The organism is Bacteroides faecalis (assembly GCF_003865075.1).
GTDB classification, from domain to species: Bacteria; Bacteroidota; Bacteroidia; order Bacteroidales; family Bacteroidaceae; genus Bacteroides; species Bacteroides faecalis.
In genome coordinates, this window is the sequence record NZ_BHWB01000011.1 from 48029 (window position 1) to 66341 (window position 18313).

General features: G+C 35.6%; 13 protein-coding genes. 11 read left to right on the forward strand and 2 right to left on the reverse strand.

What is annotated here, in order from left to right:
- Positions 1–79 precede the first annotated feature (79 nt).
- The 9 genes from EJF25_RS16940 to EJF25_RS16980 all read left to right on the forward strand — a co-directional run bounded on the left by EJF25_RS16940 (position 80) and on the right by EJF25_RS16980 (position 9184).
- Positions 80–949 (forward strand): DUF58 domain-containing protein, encoded by an 870-nt coding sequence (locus EJF25_RS16940; protein ID WP_125042060.1) that lies wholly within the window; start codon positions 80–82, stop codon positions 947–949.
- A gap of 11 nt (positions 950–960) precedes the next feature.
- The gene (locus tag EJF25_RS16945; RefSeq protein ID WP_125042061.1) at positions 961–2037 is read left to right on the forward strand and encodes a BatD family protein; all 1077 of its coding nucleotides are present in this window, start codon (positions 961–963) and stop codon (positions 2035–2037) included.
- Between the two features lie 51 nt (positions 2038–2088).
- Entirely contained in the window at positions 2089–3072 is a 984-nt protein-coding gene (locus tag EJF25_RS16950) for a vWA domain-containing protein (protein ID WP_125042062.1), read from the forward strand.
- Between the two features lie 47 nt (positions 3073–3119).
- The gene (locus EJF25_RS16955; RefSeq protein WP_125042063.1) at positions 3120–4151 is read left to right on the forward strand and encodes a VWA domain-containing protein; all 1032 of its coding nucleotides are present in this window, start codon (positions 3120–3122) and stop codon (positions 4149–4151) included.
- Between the two features lie 8 nt (positions 4152–4159).
- Positions 4160–4882 (forward strand): tetratricopeptide repeat protein, encoded by a 723-nt coding sequence (locus EJF25_RS16960; RefSeq protein WP_200832930.1) that lies wholly within the window; start codon positions 4160–4162, stop codon positions 4880–4882.
- A 32-nt stretch (positions 4883–4914) separates the two neighbouring features.
- Positions 4915–6726 (forward strand): BatD family protein, encoded by a 1812-nt coding sequence (locus EJF25_RS16965; protein ID WP_125042065.1) that lies wholly within the window; start codon positions 4915–4917, stop codon positions 6724–6726.
- Between the two features lie 18 nt (positions 6727–6744).
- The gene (locus EJF25_RS16970; protein ID WP_125042066.1) at positions 6745–7572 is read left to right on the forward strand and encodes a tetratricopeptide repeat protein; all 828 of its coding nucleotides are present in this window, start codon (positions 6745–6747) and stop codon (positions 7570–7572) included.
- A 126-nt stretch (positions 7573–7698) separates the two neighbouring features.
- Positions 7699–7989 (forward strand): hypothetical protein, encoded by a 291-nt coding sequence (locus tag EJF25_RS16975; protein WP_025074172.1) that lies wholly within the window; start codon positions 7699–7701, stop codon positions 7987–7989.
- Between the two features lie 76 nt (positions 7990–8065).
- A complete protein-coding gene (locus EJF25_RS16980) occupies positions 8066–9184 on the forward strand; it encodes a universal stress protein (protein WP_125042067.1) in 1119 nt (372 codons plus the stop codon).
- A 167-nt stretch (positions 9185–9351) separates the two neighbouring features.
- On the opposite strand, the gene EJF25_RS16985 is transcribed toward EJF25_RS16980, so the two are convergent.
- Both EJF25_RS16985 and gyrA read right to left on the reverse strand, forming a co-directional pair.
- Positions 9352–10569, reverse strand: coding sequence for a tetratricopeptide repeat protein (locus EJF25_RS16985; RefSeq protein ID WP_200832931.1), 1218 nt, complete (start codon positions 10567–10569; stop codon positions 9352–9354).
- Positions 10570–10601: 32 nt separating this feature from the next.
- A complete protein-coding gene (gene gyrA, locus EJF25_RS16990) occupies positions 10602–13172 on the reverse strand; it encodes a DNA gyrase subunit A (RefSeq protein WP_125042068.1) in 2571 nt (856 codons plus the stop codon).
- Positions 13173–13575: 403 nt separating this feature from the next.
- On the opposite strand from gyrA, the gene EJF25_RS16995 reads away from it, so the two are divergent.
- Both EJF25_RS16995 and htpG read left to right on the forward strand, forming a co-directional pair.
- A complete protein-coding gene (locus EJF25_RS16995; protein ID WP_125042069.1) occupies positions 13576–16104 on the forward strand; it encodes an ATP-dependent Clp protease ATP-binding subunit in 2529 nt (842 codons plus the stop codon).
- Between the two features lie 134 nt (positions 16105–16238).
- Complete coding sequence (htpG, locus tag EJF25_RS17000; RefSeq protein ID WP_125042070.1) at positions 16239–18284, forward strand: molecular chaperone HtpG; 2046 nt, start codon at positions 16239–16241, stop codon at positions 18282–18284.
- Positions 18285–18313 lie beyond the last annotated feature (29 nt).

Sequence of the window (18313 nt, forward strand, 5' to 3'; positions counted from 1 at the left end):
TTTTCGATTATAATACAGTCAATTAGTAGTCAATAATTTTTTTTGGCTACTTACTATTAACCACTGTATAATTATTAGAATGGAAACAAGTGAAATATTAAAAAAGGTTCGTCAGATTGAGATCAAGACACGTGGATTGTCTAACAATATCTTTGCAGGTCAATATCATTCGGCTTTCAAAGGTAGAGGTATGTCTTTCTCGGAAGTTCGTGAGTATCAGTTTGGTGATGATATACGTGACATTGACTGGAATGTGACAGCGCGCTTCAACAAACCTTATGTGAAAGTGTTTGAAGAAGAACGCGAACTGACAGTTATGTTGATGGTTGATGTTTCCGGAAGTTTGGAATTTGGTACTGTCAAACAGTTGAAAAAGGATATGATAACAGAAATTGCTGCTACTCTTGCTTTTTCAGCCATCCAGAATAATGATAAAATTGGTGTAATTTTTTTTTCGGACAGGATAGAAAAGTTTATTCCTCCTAAAAAAGGGCGTAAGCATATTTTGTATATTATTCGTGAACTACTTGATTTTCATCCGGAAAGTCGACGTACGAATATTCGTCTCGCATTAGAATATCTGACTAATGTAATGAAAAGACGTTGCACTGCATTTATATTATCGGACTTTATCGACCAGGAAAGCTTTAAAAATGCAATGACTATTGCCAACCGGAAACATGATGTTGTGGCATTACAAGTTTATGATAGGAGAGTCAGTGATTTACCTCCTGTAGGGTTAATGCGGATCAAAGATGCAGAAACAGGACACGAGCAATGGATTGATACTTCTTCTAAGGCAGTACGTCGTGCACATCGTGACTGGTGGATCCAGAAACAAACTGAATTGAATGACACATTCACCAAAAGTAATGTGGATGCTGTGTCTGTGAGAACTGATGAGGATTACGTAAAGGCATTGTTGAATTTATTTGCCAAACGAAATTAACGGAACTAAAGATGAATAGAAATTTTATTCTGATAGCATTATTATGTCTGCTGTGTATAAGTAGAGCAACTGCACAATCTGTTACGGTGGACGCAAAAATCGATTCGTTGCAGATATGGATTGGTGAACAGGCGAAGTTGCAATTGCAAGTAGCTATGGACGCTAAGCAACGTGCAGTTTTTCCGGTTTATACAGATACGATAGTACCTGGGATTGAAATTGTGGAAACAGCCAAACCGGATACTCAATTTCTGAATGATCGACAACGTATGCTGATCACTCAGGAATACACTATCACGTCTTTTGATTCGGCTTTGTATTATATACCACCAGTACCTGTCACTGTAGATGGAAAAGTTTATAAATCGAAGGCTTTAGCATTGAAAGTTTATTCAATGCCAGTAGATACTCTTCATCCGGATCAATTTTTCGGTCAGAAAACTGTGATGAAAGCACCTTTTGCTTGGGAAGATTGGTATGGCTTGCTTGCTTGCTCATTTTTAGCATTTCCTCTTCTCGGTCTATTGATTTATTTTATTATCCGTATCCGTGATAATAAGCCTATCATCCGAAAAATCAAAGTTGAACCAAAATTGCCGCCACATCAGGCTGCTTTACAGGAAATAGAGCGTATCAAGAACGAGAAAGTTTGGCAGAAAGGACGGCCGAAGGAGTATTATACGGAACTAACAGATACAATTCGTACTTATATCAGAGACCGTTTTGGATTCAATGCTCTTGAAATGACATCGTCTGAGATTATAGATAAATTGCTGGAAATCAAAGATAAGGATGCGATATCAGATTTAAGATTTCTTTTCCAGACTGCCGATTTGGTGAAATTTGCTAAACATGATCCATTGATGAACGAAAATGACGTGAATTTGGTTAATGCCATTGACTTTATTAATGAGACTAAGCAACCGGAAGAAGAAAATCAGAAGCCACAGCCTACGGAAATCACTATCATTGAGAAGCGTTCTTTGCATGCGAAAGTATTCCTTATTTGTGGAATTGTATTATTGTCGGCTGCATTGGTAGGTACCTTTGTATATATAGGTCTACAGCTATATGAGTTTTTTGCATAAAAGAACACCTTGCTTGAATACTAAATAGTAAACTGTTAAAATGTAAATAAAATGGTTTTTGCCAATATTGAATATTTGTTTTTGCTATTATTGCTTATACCTTATATAGTATGGTATATTCTGAAGCGAAAGAAAAGTGAAGCAACTCTTCAGATTTCGGATGCAAGAGTATATGCTCATACTCCCAAAAGTTATAAGAATTATTTGCTGCATGCTCCATTTCTGCTACGCATCATTGCTTTGGTGCTGGTTATTTTGGTACTTGCACGTCCGCAAACTACTAATAAATGGCAAAATAGCGAGATAGAAGGAATTGATATCATGTTAGCTATTGACGTATCTACTAGTATGTTGGCTGAAGATTTGAAGCCTAATAGATTGGAGGCAGCAAAAGACGTAGCTGCGGAATTTATTAATGGTCGTCCGAATGATAATGTTGGTATAACTTTGTTTGCCGGCGAGACTTTTACTCAGTGTCCTCTAACTGTAGACCATGCTGTATTACTTGATATGATCCATAATATAAAATGTGGTCTTATCGAAGATGGAACGGCGGTTGGTATGGGAATTGCGAATGCTGTCACTCGTCTGAAAGATAGCAAAGCTAAATCCAAAGTAATCATTCTATTGACGGACGGTACTAATAATAAAGGTGATATTTCCCCTTTAACAGCAGCCGAAATAGCTAAAAGTTTTGGTATTCGTGTATATACCATTGGTGTTGGAACAAATGGTTTGGCTCCTTATCCATATCCTGTCGGAAATACAATACAATATATTAATATGCCGGTAGAAATTGATGAGAAGACATTGACACAGATTGCTGGAACTACGGATGGTAATTATTTCCGAGCTACGAGCAACTCGAAACTGCAAGAGGTATATGAAGAAATTGATAAGTTGGAGAAAACAAAATTGAATGTGAAAGAATATAGCAAGCGGGACGAAGAATATCAATGGTTCGCACTGGCTGCTTTCCTTTGCGTGCTGTTGGAAGTTTTATTGCGTAACTCAATACTCAAGAGAATTCCATAAGCTGAATTTTACCAATTGTAATCTGTAAATCGTTAAATAATAAGAAGATGTTTCGATTTGAAGAACCTGCATATTTATATTTATTGCTGTTATTACCTTTTTTAGCAGCTTTCTACTTGTATTCCAATTACAGGAGACGGAGAAATATCCGTCGATTCGGAGATCCGGTGTTGCTGGCTCAGCTGATGCCTGATGTGTCTAAATATCGTCCCGATATAAAATTCTGGATTTTGTTTGCAGCTATTGGCTTATTCTCTGTATTATTGGCTCGTCCTCAATTTGGCTCAAAATTGGAGACTGTGAAACGAAAAGGAGTAGAGGTTATCATTGCTTTAGATATTTCTAATTCAATGTTGGCGCAAGATGTACAACCAAGTCGTTTGGAAAAAGCAAAGCGATTAATCTCCAGGCTTGTAGATGAACTGGATAATGATAAAGTTGGTATGATTGTATTTGCGGGAGATGCTTTTACCCAATTGCCAATTACTAGTGATTATATTTCTGCGAAAATGTTTTTGGAATCTATTAATCCATCATTAATTTCTAAGCAGGGTACAGCAATTGGTGAAGCTATCAACTTAGCCGCACGTAGTTTTACTCCTCAGGAAGGGGTAGGACGTGCCATTATCGTTATTACAGATGGTGAGAATCATGAGGGGGGAGCTGTAGAAGCAGCTAAAGCTGCTGCAGAGAAAGGCATTCAAGTAAATGTTTTGGGAGTCGGTATGCCGGAAGGTGCGCCAATTCCAGAAGTTGGAACCAATGATTATCGTCGTGACCGGGAAGGTAATGTAATTGTTACACGCTTGAATGAAGCGATGTGTCAGGAAATAGCAAAAGATGGAAAAGGAATTTATGTACGTGTCGATAATACCAATTCAGCTCAGAAAGCCATTAACCAGGAAATAAATAAAATGGCTAAATCTGACGTAGAATCAAAGGTATATACGGAATTTAATGAGCAGTTCCAAGCAATAGCATGGATTATATTACTATTGTTATTGGCTGAAATATTAATTTTGGATCGTAAAAACCCGTTATTTAAGAACGTTCATCTATTCTCTAATAATAAGAAGTAGTTATGCGTATGTCAAAAAGTAAATATATTCTATTCGTTGTCTTTCTGTCGTTAGCTGCTGGGGCTTCGGCTCAAAAGGCAGAACGTGACTATATCCGTAAGGGCAATCGTTTGTTTAATGATAGTGTATTTGTAGATGCAGAGGTGAACTACCGGAAGGCTCTGGAAGCAAATCCTAAATCTACAGTGTCTATGTATAACTTAGGAAATACACTTTCACAGCAGCAAAAGTTTAAAGATGCAATGGAACAATATGCTGCTGCCAGTAACATTGAAAAGGATAAAACTAAGTTAGCTCAGATTTATCATAATATGGGTGTACTCCTTCAATCAGGTAAGGATTATGCTAAAGCAGTAGAGGCATATAAAATGTCTTTACGTAATAATCCTACGGATAATGAGACACGTTATAATTTGGCACTTGCACAAAAAATGCTGAAAGATCAACAACAAAATCAAGATCAAAACCAAGATCAAGATAAGGATAAAGATCAACAGCAGAAACAAGACCAAAAGCAGGATCAGAATAAAGATAAACAAAACGACCAGAAGCAAGATGATAAAAAAGATCAGCAACAACCGCCTAAGTCTGATAAGAAAGATAATCAGATGTCAAAGGAAAATGCTGAACAATTGCTGAATTCAGTAATGCAGGATGAAAAAGATGTACAGGACAAAGTAAAGAAACAACAGAAAGTTCTTCAGGGAGGTCGCTTGGAGAAAGATTGGTAATAATAAAGTTGATGATATAAATTTCATAAGCAATGAGAAAACTGATTGTTATATTGATAGCATTGATGGCATATGGCTCTCAGGTATTAGCAGATAAAGTGACGTTTACTGCTTCTGCTCCTGATGCTGTGGTAGTAGGTGAGCAATTCAAACTATCTTTTACTGTAACTACACAAAACGTAAAAGAATTCCAGATACCAGCCATTAAGGGATTTGATGTTTTGATGGGACCAAGCAGTTCAAAACAGAGTAGTACACAAATCATCAATGGTAATGTTACTTCCTCAAGTATTGTTGTGTTCACATATATTTTAATGGCAACAAATGTTGGCGAATATACAATTCCGGGAGCTTCAATTGTCGCCGAGGGAAATCAGATGGTATCAAACTCTGTAAAAATAAAGGTTTTACCTCAAGATCAAGCTGGTAGTGGTGGTCAAAATGGTGGAAGATCTTCCACCACAAGCATATCTAATCAAGATTTGTTTATTAAAGCTATTGTTAGTAAAACAACAGTGTTTGAGCAAGAAGCATTTGTCCTAACATATAAAATATATACTAGGGAGACTAATCTACATTTAGAAAATGCCAAACTGCCTGACTTTAAGGGCTTCCATTCTCAAGAGATTGAAATGACAGGAGATTCGAGATGGACTCAGGAACATGAAAATGGTCGCAATTATTTTACCACAGTCTATCGTCAATTTGTACTCTTTCCGCAACAGTCTGGCAAGCTTTTTATAGATCCTGCCCAGTTCCAAATGATAATTAGGAAGCCTGTACAATCTGATGATCCATTTGACGCCTTTTTTAATGGTGGAAGCAATGTTGTAGATATAAGAAAAACGATTGCTACTCCTAAGATTGCAGTAAATGTGAACCCTCTTCCAGAAGGTAAACCCGCTGGTTTTTCAGGTGGAGTAGGAGAATTTACTATTTCTTCTTCGATTAATAGTAAGGAAGTAAAAACCAATGATGCAATTACTGTCAAATTAGTGATTTCAGGTACTGGAAATCTTAAACTGATATCAGAACCCAAAATCAAATTCCCAGACGATTTTGAAGTATATGATCCTAAAGTTGATAATCAAGTCAGATTAACTCGTGAAGGACTTACGGGAAGTAAAATCATAGAATATCTAGCAATTCCAAGACATGCTGGGGGCTATAAAATACCAGGTGTGACCTTTAGCTATTTTGATATTCGTTCTAAGTCGTATAAGACTTTGAAAACAGAAGAGTATGTAGTAAATGTAGAGAAAGGTGCGGGTAATGCAGACCAAGTTATCGCTAACTTTACCAATAAAGAAGATCTGAAGGTATTGGGAGAAGATATACGTTATATCAAGCAAAATGAAGTAACTTTCCATCCAAAAGGAAGTTTCATGTATGGTTCTATGACATATTGGTTATTCTATATCATTCCTGCTTTTGCTTTTATTATTTTCATTATTGTTTATCGTAAACAAGCTAGTGAGAATGCAAATGTTGCAAAGATGCGTACGAAGAAGGCAAATAAGGTAGCAACTAAACGTATGAAGTTGGCTGGTAAATTATTATCAGAAAATAAGAAGGATGCTTTCTACGATGAAGTTTTGAAAACATTGTGGGGCTATATTAGCGACAAACTGAATATTCCGGTTTCTCGTTTATCAAAAGATAATATTGAAGAAAAACTGAGAAATCATGGAGTAAATGAAGAACTAATTAAGGAATTCCTGAATGCCTTGAATGAGTGTGAATTTGCTCGCTTTGCTCCGGGAGATGAGAATCAGGCGATGGATAAAGTATATTCATCTTCTGTGGAAGTAATAAGCAAAATGGAGAATTCAATAAAACATTAATCCAGAAGAATTTGTGTCATGAAAAAAATATTGTTTTTCGCATTATTGTCAATATCGATAGCTTGCTTTGGGCAAGACTCATTATCTACTGATACTCTGCAGACAATTGGAGTTGATTCTATTCATTCTACTACGTTTTCCAATACACAAATGGAGAATGCTACCAAAGCAGAAGGAGATTCCGCATACATTAAAAATGACTATGCGTTGGCTATACAGATATATGAGGACTTATTGAAAAATGGAGAATCAGCTGAAGTTTATTATAATCTAGGAAATAGTTATTATAAAATTGGTGAGATAGCTAAAGCTGTATTAAATTACGAACGCGCTTTACTTCTACAGCCAGGAAATAGTGATATTCGTGCTAATTTGGAAATTGCACGTGCGAAAACCGTAGATAAAGTTGAAGCTGTCCCAGAAATATTCTTTGTTTCATGGATTAAAGCACTTATCAATAGTATGAGTGTTGATGCGTGGGCTACTTGGGGGATTATCTCTTTTATTCTCTTAATTGTTGCTCTCTACTTCTTTATCTTTTCCAAACAGATTTTATGGAAGAAGCTTGGCTTTATTTTCGGGATAATTTTTTTAATTATTACTGTATGTTCAAATCTCTTTGCTTCAAAACAAAAAGAACGTTTAGTAAATAGAGATAATGCAATTGTCGTGAATCCTAGTGTCACTGTTCGTAGTACTCCAAGCGAAAGTGGAACTAGTCTTTTTATCCTTCATGAAGGACGAAAAGTTAATATCAAAGATAATTCTATGAAAGAATGGAAAGAAATACGATTAGAAGATGGTAAAGTAGGCTGGGTACCGGCTAACACTATTGAAATAATCTAAAACGTTAAGAGAATTTATCAATTCCATAAAAAAAGATAAGCAAATAATTTGTTTTATCTTTTTTTTTGCTTAAGTTTATAGCGTGATAAATGAGTCACATAATATTAACCATTAAATTTACGAGACATGAGAACAATAACATTTAATGAACTTCGTAAGATTAAAGATTCATTGCCTAGCGGTAGCATGCATAGAATAGCGGATGAACTAGGTTTGCACGTAGATACAGTGCGTAACTTTTTCGGAGGCCATAATTTCAAAGAAGGAAAAAGTGTCGGAATACATCTTGAGCCTGGTCCAGATGGTGGGCTTGTAATGTTAGATGATACGACCGTTCTCGATCGGGCCTTAAAAATTCTAGATGAATTGAATTTGAGAATGCAAAAAGAGCAAGCTACCGAACCTGTGCAAGTTTAAAATATATCAGTATGGATCCCAATTGTGTTGAAACAATTGGGATTTTTTTTTGTTTACCTTATAAAATGTATCATTTATGGAAGATAAATTAGTAACTCTAGCCATTCTGACATATACGAAAGCTCAGATATTGAAGAATGTCCTTGAAAATGAAGGTATAGAAACGTACATTCATAATGTGAATCAAATTCAGCCAGTTATATCTTCAGGCGTGCGTTTAAGAATTAAAGAGAGTGATTTACCACGTGCGTTAAAAATAACAGAAAGTTCTACATGGTTAGCTGAAAGTATAGTGGGAGAGAAGGATCCAAAAATTGAAAAGAAATCAAATAAAATATTGATTCCTGTCGATTTCTCAGATTATTCGATAAAAGCGTGTGAATTTGGATTTAATTTAGCAAATGCAGAGGATTCTGAAGTAATTCTTTTACATGTTTATTTCACTCCAATATATGCATCCTCATTACCATATGGTGATGTTTTCAATTATCAGATTGGAGATGAAGAATCTGTAAAAATAATCATCCAAAAGGTACATTCAGATCTTAAAGCACTATCAGATAAGATAAAGAAAAAAGTCGCATCTGGAGAATTTCCTAATATTAAGTATACTTGTATATTGCGTGAAGGCATTCCAGAAGAAGAAATTTTAAGATATGTAAAAGAGCAACATCCCAAAATTATCATAATGGGTACAAGGGGTAAAAATCAGAAAGATATTGATCTTATTGGTAGTGTTACCGCTGAAGTTATTGAACGGAGTCGTACAGCAGTATTGGCAATTCCTGAAAATACACCGTTTGAACAGTTCAACGATGTCAAACGAATAGCATTCTTAACCAATTTTGATCAAAGAGATTTAATTGCTTTTGAGACATTCTTTAATGCTTGGAAAGCATTTCATTTTTCTGTGTCGTTTATACATTTAGCTGAATCAAAAGATACTTGGAATGAAATAAAGCTTGCTGGCATAAAAGAATATTTTCATAAACAATATCCTGGACTTGAGATACACTATGATGTTGTTATGAATGATAATCTTTTAAAGGGACTTGATCAATACATCAAAGATAATCAAATAGATATAATAACAATGACATCTTATAAAAGAAATATATTTGCCCGATTATTCAATCCTGGTATTGCACGAAAAATGCTTTTCCATTCAGACACTCCGTTGCTTGTGATCAGATGATTATACAAGATAGAAAACTGAACTTATTTTTGAGGAATAATGGCTATTATGTTTAATAGAATATTAAGATGAATAAATATAACTTCACCCCTTTTTCTAATTTAAAATAAAGCCTCCCAATATTCTTTTGGGAGGCTTTATAATTCCTGAATAAATAATAAAAAGATTTATTTATTCATTAACTTATCAATTTCTTCAAACTCAGGTCCCATATTCAAGTTGTAGTAAACACGATAAAGACCTTGTACCCACAAATCTTTTTGATCAGGTTTTAAAGCTCTAGCTTTTTCATAGAAAGGTTTAGCTTCTTCATAGAATTTCTTTAAAGTGGCTTGATCTTCAGCATATTTAGGATCATTGATATCAGTTGTTGCTTTTTCAATAAATTCTTGAGCTTTCATCAAGTATGCTAATCCTATGTTAGAATATGCTTCTACATAATCAGGATCAACAGCAATAGCTTTCTTAAAGTATTCAATAGCGTTATCATAATCTTTCATGTTATGATAAAGATATGCTTTTACATACAAATACATTTTATTATTTGCATCTGTAGATAACATTTTATCAGCAAACTCCATTGCTTTTGAAAGTTGATTAGCATTGCTATAATAATCAATCAGATTAGCAAAGAAATAATCATTTCCTGGGAATTTCATGATACCTTGTTCTAAGGATTTAACCCATGCAGCTGTATCTCCTTTTGCTTTGTAAGCATCTGAAAGTAATTGCATTGCAAATTTACCATTATCAACGTCATCTACAGCAATAGGAGCATATTTAATAATCGCATCCTTATCACCTATTCTATCAGCAGCTAGAGTTGCATAATATGCGACCAGTGACAAAGAAGAATCTTTTTTCGCGATTTCTTGATCTGCTAACATAGGGTAAGAAGCTGATTCTACGTATGTTGCAAAGAACTTTAAAGCTTCTTTATTTTGTTCCTTATTAAATACAAATACACCTCCATTGATCAAATTAGGACGTTCATTTATCAAACTAGCAGCATTCGCCTTTCTATATTTATTCTTGATTTTACCCTTCTCATCAGGTATTTGTGCTAACTCATCACATTTCGCAAAATATTCAAACATGTTAAGAATACTATTATATGCTCTTAAGGTATCAAGCTTTTTCGTTATAAAAGCATTCTTAGTCTCTTCAGCATTAATACGCTTTTGAATATCTCCAGCAATGTCCCATGTCTCAGCAAGATCCTTAGTCTCAGGATTTTTGATTGCTTCACTGATCAACTGTTCTGCTTTTCTTAAGTCAGGGTTTGCATCAGTAGCTGCTCTTTTTGCTTCTTTTACGATTTTCATCTGAGCAAATGAGAAGCTGACAGTCATTAATAAAACCATTGAAAATAATACTCTTTTCATAATTGTTGTTTGATTAATTATTAATATTATGTCTATTCCTCTATTTCGTTTATATTCCCGTTACCATTGACATCTGTATCTTCATCAGAAGAATCTATATTCGAATTATTGATAATAGTTCCTTCAGTTTCTTCTACAGGTACCTCGTCCTCGAGACTTTCTGTCATTACCTTACATACTGAACCTATTTGGTCATTACGTTTTTCAAGATTAATCAAGCGAACACCTTGAGTAGCACGTCCCATAATACGGAAATCTGCTACCTTCAAACGAATTGTGATGCCAGATTTATTAATAATCATCAAGTCGTTCTCATCTGTTACAGACTTAATAGTTACTAATTTACCTGTTTTTTCGGTAATATTCATGGTTTTGACGCCTTTACCACCACGATTAGTCTTACGATAACCTTCGATTTCAGAACGTTTACCATATCCTTGTTCAGAAACAACCATTACTGTTTCTGTTTCCAAATCCTTAATACAGATCATTCCGACTACTTCATCTTGGTCGTCATTATCTAATGTAATACCACGTACACCTGTCGCTGTACGTCCCATTACACGAACTGCAGCCTCATGGAAACGAATAGCGCGTCCATTACGATTAGCTATGATAATTTCATTATTACCATTCGTCATACGAACTTCAATAACACTATCATCTTCACGAATTGTGATGGCATTCACACCATTCTGACGAGGACGAGAATACTGCTCAAGCAATGTTTTCTTGATAACACCTTTCTTTGTACAGAACAATACATAATGACTATTAATAAATTCCGGATCTTCCAAATTCTTCACACGTAAATATGCTGTTACATTATCGTCAGAATCAATATTTAATAGATTTTGGATAGCACGTCCTTTGGAGTTCTTCGTACCTTCAGGAATTTCATAAACTTTCAACCAATAGCATTTACCTTTCTGAGTAAAGAACATCATCGTATTGTGCATGGTAGCTGGATAGATATGTTCTACAAAGTCTTCATCACGGGTTTCGGTTCCTTTGGAGCCTACTCCACCACGATTTTGCGCACGAAATTCTGTTAATGGTGTACGTTTTATATATCCCATATGAGATATTGTGATAATCATTTGATCATCAGCATAGAAATCTTCCGGATTGAACTCTTCTGAAGAATAAACGATTTCAGAACGGCGTTCATCACCATATTTTGCTCTAACTTCCAGCAATTCATCTTTCATCACTTTACGACACACTTCGTCATCAGCTAAAATGCTTTCCAAGTATGCAACTTGTTTCATTATTTCTTCATATTCTGCATGAAGCTGATCTTGTAACAAACCTGTCAACTGACGTAAACGCATTTCTACAATTGCACGTGACTGCATTTCTGTCAGATTGAATCGCTCAATCAGTCCTGTAATTGCATCATTAGGAGTTTTTGCAGCACGGATTATGCGGATTACTTCGTCAATATTGTCAGAAGCAATAATTAAACCTTCAAGAATATGAGCACGTTCTTTTGCCTTACGAAGATCAAATTGTGTACGACGAATAACGACCTCATGTCTATGTTCTACAAAGTATTTAATCAAGTCCCTGAGATTTAAGATCTTAGGACGTCCATTAACCAAAGCTACGTTATTAACACCAAAAGAAGTCTGTAAAGCTGTCATTTTATACAGCTTGTTCAACACAACACTTGCATTAGCGTCACGTTTTACATCAATTACAATACGCATACCTTCACGATCGGATTCATCGTTAGCATTTGAGATACCTTCGATTCTCTTATCGTTTACAAGATCAGCGATGTACTTGATCAATTCTGCCTTATTGACATTATAAGGGATTTCTGTTACTACAATTTTATCATGTGTTTGCCCAGATTCAATTTCTGCCTTTGCACGCATAACTACACGTCCCCGACCTGTCAGATATGCTTCACGCACTCCACTTACACCATATATATATCCCCCTGTTGGAAAATCCGGAGCTTTAACGTAGTTCATCAATTCTTCAACTGCGATTTCCGGATTATCAATATATGCATCGCATGCATCAATAACTTCTGAAAGATTATGAGGAGGCATATTAGTAGCCATACCTACAGCAATACCAGATGCACCATTTACCAGAAGATTAGGAATACGTGTTGGCATAACTTTAGGTTCAACCAACGTATTATCAAAGTTAGGTTCGAAATCGACGGTTTCCTTATACAAGTCATCCATCATAGCTTCACCCAACTTATTGAGACGAGCCTCTGTATAACGCATAGCTGCAGGGCTATCACCATCTACAGAGCCAAAGTTTCCTTGTCCATCTACCAAAGGATAACGCATAGCCCATTCCTGTGCCATACGCACCATCGCAAAATAAACGGAAGAGTCTCCATGTGGGTGGTATTTACCTAATACTTCACCCACAATTCTGGCTGATTTTTTATAAGGTTTGTCTGAAGTATTACCCAGTTCCATCATTCCGTACAAAATTCTACGGTGGACTGGTTTAAATCCATCTCTAACATCAGGAAGGGCACGTGAAACAATGACCGACATGGAGTAGTCAATGTATGATGACTTCATTTCCTCCTCGATGTTAATCTTTATAATTCTGTCTTGTTCAAGCATTTAAAATGATTATTAATTATACATTCTTTGGTCCATGAAAAACCACGCTAAAGTACTACTTTTCCTTGATATACGAAAACTTTTATGTTACTTTTATTTGTTTCCAACTGACATCTTTAAATTTTTCCATTGTCCTTTCTTACTTCATATTTAAATAATCACTATAATAAACTTTAAGACATAAGAATAAAAAAGAGAAAAATAATAAATATAAGCCTGAAAAACTTATATTAATAGTAAAAATAGATGGGAATTTGTTATACCTTATATATAAGGCACATATACACGGTTTTTGTGGCATACCATTTGTAGATATAAGAAATAAAGCAAATATGCGACACAAACTTGATTAAATGCGTATATTTGCGAGTAAATAACCCCTTAGAAGAAAAAAGGAAGAAGTATGAATAATCAATTCTCACAAAGAGTTTCCGACATTATTGTCTATAGTAAAGAAGAAGCTAATCGGTTGAGAAGTAGGTATATAGGCCCTGAGCACCTGCTTCTGGGAATGCTTCGCGACGGTGAAGGAAAAGCTATCGAGATATTGTCAAAACTCAACACCAATCTAGTTGCAATAAAGCAGCAGATTGAAGCTCAGCTGAAGGCAGATGCTGATGATATGTTATTGCCGAATGCAGAGGTGCCGTTGTCCAATGATGCGGCAAAGATATTAAAAATGTGTATTTTAGAAGCCCGAGGTATGAAAAGTAACATAGCTGATACAGAACATGTTTTGCTGGCAATATTAAGAGAAAAGAATAATATGGCAGCAACCGTACTTGAAGCGAATAATGTAAATTACACAAAAGTATTGGAACAGGCGACATTGCAACCGGACATTAATGCTGGAATGGGTTTTCCGGAAGACGATGATGACGAAGAAGATATGTCTTCCCGTTCAGGTAGCAGAAGTAATGCTGACGACCGCCAGCAACAGGCGCAAACTGCTTCTAAAAAGCCGTCTAATGATACACCTGTACTTGATAATTTCGGTACGGATATGACTAAAGCGGCAGAAGAAGGTCGATTGGATCCTGTAGTTGGTAGAGAGAAAGAAATTGAACGTCTGGCACAAATATTAAGTCGCCGTAAGAAAAATAATCCGATTCTTATAGGAGAACCGGGTGTAGGAAAGTCTGCTATAGTCGAGGGACTAGCTTTAAGAATCATTCAGAAGAAAGTTTCCCGTATTCTGTTTGATAAGCGAGTTGTGGCTCTTGATATGACTGCAGTAGTAGCAGGAACAAAGTATCGTGGACAATTTGAGGAACGGATTCGTTCCATTCTCAATGAATTACAGAGAAATCCGAATGTAATTTTGTTTATCGACGAAATACACACTATTGTAGGAGCAGGTTCTGCGGCAGGTTCCATGGATGCAGCTAATATGCTGAAACCGGCATTAGCACGGGGAGAAATACAATGTATTGGTGCTACTACTCTTGATGAGTATCGTAAGAATATTGAAAAAGATGGTGCTTTAGAACGTCGTTTCCAAAAAGTTATGGTAGAGCCAACTACGGCTGAAGAGACTCTTCAGATTCTACGTAATATTAAGGATAAATATGAAGATCATCACAATGTGTATTATACAGAAGAAGCCTTAGAGGCTTGTGTCAAGCTGACTGATCGTTATATTACAGACCGTAATTTCCCTGATAAGGCCATTGATGCTCTGGATGAAGCGGGTTCACGTGTACATCTTACCAATGTAAATGTTCCGAAAGAGATTGAAGATCAGGAAAAACTAATTGAAGAAGCTAAAAACAAGAAAAATGATGCTGTAAAATCACAGAACTTTGAACTTGCTGCTAGTTTTCGGGATAAGGAAAAAGAGCTTTCTCTTCAGTTGGATGTGATGAAAAAGGAATGGGAAGCTAGCCTGAAAGAGAATAGACAAACGGTTGATGCAGAGGAAATTGCAAACGTTATTTCAATGATGTCCGGTATTCCTGTACAGCGAATGGCTCAGGCTGAAGGGATTAAGTTGGCGGGAATGAAAGAAAATTTGCAGTCGAAGGTTATTGCACAAGATACAGCTATTGAGAAATTGGCTAAAGCTATTTTAAGAAGTCGTGTAGGACTGAAAGACCCTAATAAACCCATCGGAACTTTCATGTTTCTGGGACCAACAGGTGTTGGTAAGACACATCTTGCGAAAGAATTGGCTAAATATATGTTCGGTTCTTCTGATGCACTGATTCGCATTGATATGAGTGAATATATGGAAAAATTTACTGTATCACGCTTGGTTGGAGCTCCTCCGGGATATGTCGGATATGAAGAAGGTGGACAATTGACGGAAAAAGTACGTCGTAAACCTTATTCTATCATATTGCTTGATGAGATAGAAAAAGCACATTCAGATGTGTTTAATATCCTGTTGCAGGTAATGGATGAAGGACGTTTGACTGACAGCTATGGCAGAATGGTAGACTTTAAGAATACAGTCATTATTATGACTTCTAACATTGGAACACGTCAGTTAAAAGAGTTCGGAAGAGGTGTTGGCTTTGCAACACAAAGCCGTTTGGACGATCGAGAATTCTCGCGAAGTGTAATTCAAAAAGCTTTAAACAAATCATTCGCACCCGAATTTTTGAATCGTATCGATGAAATCATTATTTTTGATCAGCTTTCTTTGGAAGCGATTACAAAGATTATTGAAATTGAACTGAAGGGTCTCTATAATCGGATTGAATCAATTGGTTATAAACTAATTATCGAAGATAAGGCAAAAGAGTTTATAGCTAGTAAAGGATATGATATACAATATGGGGCTCGTCCGTTGAAACGTGCAATTCAAACTTATCTGGAGGATGGATTATCTGAACTGATTATCTCTTCTGCACTAAAAGAGGGAGATACAATTCTAGTTTCTCTTAATAGTGAAAAGGGTGAATTAGAAATGAAGTCTATTACTTGCTAATGTAGTATTTCTAGGAAAGACTAATTTTCAATATGTCAGAATGTCAGACTTTAGGGTCTGGCATTTTTTTTGTTTTTCTCTGAATAAACATTCATAAGTTTTAATTAATAGATAAACTAAAAATATACATCATTATGCAAAAAGGTAATATTGGGGTTACAACAGAGAACATCTTCCCTATCATCAAAAAGTTTTTGTACAGCGATCATGAAATCTTTCTTCGTGAATTAGTCTCTAATGCAGTAGATGCTACCCAAAAGTTGAATACACTTGCTTCTATTGGTGAATACCAAGGCGAATTAGGTGATTTGACCATTCATGTTGAATTGGGAAAAGATACCATTACTATATCTGACCATGGTATTGGTTTGACAGCCGAAGAAATTGAAAAATATATCAACCAGATTGCTTTCTCTGGTGCTAATGACTTCCTGGAGAAATATAAGAATGATGCAAACGCTATTATTGGCCACTTTGGACTAGGTTTTTATTCAGCGTTTATGGTTGCTAAGAAAGTAGAAATCATTACTAAATCATATCGGGATGGTGCACAGGCTATAAAATGGACTTGTGATGGAAGCCCTGAGTTTACAATCGAAGAAGTAGACAAGGAGAGTCGTGGTTCGGACATCATTTTGTATATTGATGATGATTGTAAGGAATTCCTTGAAGAGGCACGAATTGATGGTCTTTTAAAGAAATATTGCAGCTTCCTTCCTGTACCTATTGCTTTTGGTAAAAAGAAAGAGTGGAAAGATGGAAAGCAGGTAGAAACTTTAGAAGATAATATCATTAATGATACAACTCCTTTGTGGACTCTTAAACCTAGTGAATTGTCTGATGAGGACTATAAATCATTCTACCGTAAGTTATATCCGATGTCTGATGAACCTCTCTTCTGGATACACTTAAATGTAGATTACCCGTTCCATCTGACTGGTATTCTCTATTTCCCAAAAGTAAAGAGCAATATTGAACTAAATAAAAATAAGATTCAGTTATATTGCAATCAGGTTTATGTAACAGATTCAGTAGAGGGTATTGTACCAGACTTTTTGACTTTATTGCATGGAGTTATAGATTCTCCGGATATTCCACTAAATGTTTCCCGTTCTTATTTGCAAAGCGATTCGAATGTGAAGAAGATTTCGACTTATATTACAAAGAAGGTTTCCGACCGTTTGCAATCTATCTTTAAAAATGATCGTAAGCAGTTTGAAGAGAAGTGGAATGATTTGAAAATATTTATCAACTACGGTATGCTAACTCAGGAAGATTTTTATGAGAAAGCACAAAAATTCGCCCTTTTCACCGATACAGATAACAAACATTATACATTTGAAGAATATCAAGTTCTTATTAAAGATAATCAGACAGATAAAGACGGAAATCTAATTTATTTGTATGCTAATAATAAGGATGAGCAATATAGCTATATAGAAGCAGCTATCAATAAAGGCTATAATGTTCTGCTTATGGACGGCCAACTGGATGTAGCAATGATAAGTATGCTTGAACAGAAGTTTGAGAAATCACGTTTTACGCGTGTAGATGGTGATGTAATTGATAACCTTATAATCAAGGAAGATAAAAAAGGTGATGTATTGGAAGCATCTAAACAAGATGCCCTTACTACTGCTTTCAAGAGTCAATTGCCGAAAATGGATAAAGTTGAATTCAATGTTATGACACAAGCATTGGGTGAGAATGCGGCTCCGGTTATGATTACTCAAAGTGAATATATGCGTCGTATGAAAGAAATGGCAAATATCCAAGCTGGAATGAGCTTTTATGGAGAAATGCCGGATATGTTCAATCTGATTCTTAATTCAGATCATAAGTTGGTAAAAGAGGTACTTAGCGAAGAAGAGGCAGCATGTCAGGCTGAGGTAACTCCTTTGCAGACAGAAATGGATAATGTCAATAAACATCGTAATGAGTTGAAAGATAAGCAGAAAGGAAAGAAGGATGAAGATATTCCTACTGCTGAAAAGGATGAGTTGAATGACTTAGATAAGCAATGGGATGATCTGAAGAGTAAAAAAGAAGCTATATTTGCAACGTATGCCAGCAATAATAAAGTGATCCGTCAGCTTATTGATCTAGCTTTATTACAGAATAATATGCTGAAAGGTGAAGCACTGAATAACTTCGTAAAACGTAGTATTGAGCTGATTTAATATTACCCTTTTATTCATAAACATAAACT

Coding starts and splice junctions, on each gene's coding strand:
- EJF25_RS16960 (WP_200832930.1), top strand. CDS start 4,160: ATGTCAAAAAGTAAATATATTCTATTCGTTGTCTTTCTGTCGTTAGCT.
- EJF25_RS16980 (WP_125042067.1), top strand. CDS start 8,066: ATGGAAGATAAATTAGTAACTCTAGCCATTCTGACATATACGAAAGCT.
- EJF25_RS16940 (WP_125042060.1), top strand. CDS start 80: ATGGAAACAAGTGAAATATTAAAAAAGGTTCGTCAGATTGAGATCAAG.
- htpG (WP_125042070.1), top strand. CDS start 16,239: ATGCAAAAAGGTAATATTGGGGTTACAACAGAGAACATCTTCCCTATC.
- gyrA (WP_125042068.1), bottom strand. CDS start 13,172: ATGCTTGAACAAGACAGAATTATAAAGATTAACATCGAGGAGGAAATG.
- EJF25_RS16965 (WP_125042065.1), top strand. CDS start 4,915: ATGAGAAAACTGATTGTTATATTGATAGCATTGATGGCATATGGCTCT.
- EJF25_RS16945 (WP_125042061.1), top strand. CDS start 961: ATGAATAGAAATTTTATTCTGATAGCATTATTATGTCTGCTGTGTATA.
- EJF25_RS16970 (WP_125042066.1), top strand. CDS start 6,745: ATGAAAAAAATATTGTTTTTCGCATTATTGTCAATATCGATAGCTTGC.
- EJF25_RS16950 (WP_125042062.1), top strand. CDS start 2,089: ATGGTTTTTGCCAATATTGAATATTTGTTTTTGCTATTATTGCTTATA.
- EJF25_RS16985 (WP_200832931.1), bottom strand. CDS start 10,569: ATGAAAAGAGTATTATTTTCAATGGTTTTATTAATGACTGTCAGCTTC.
- EJF25_RS16995 (WP_125042069.1), top strand. CDS start 13,576: ATGAATAATCAATTCTCACAAAGAGTTTCCGACATTATTGTCTATAGT.
- EJF25_RS16955 (WP_125042063.1), top strand. CDS start 3,120: ATGTTTCGATTTGAAGAACCTGCATATTTATATTTATTGCTGTTATTA.
- EJF25_RS16975 (WP_025074172.1), top strand. CDS start 7,699: ATGAGAACAATAACATTTAATGAACTTCGTAAGATTAAAGATTCATTG.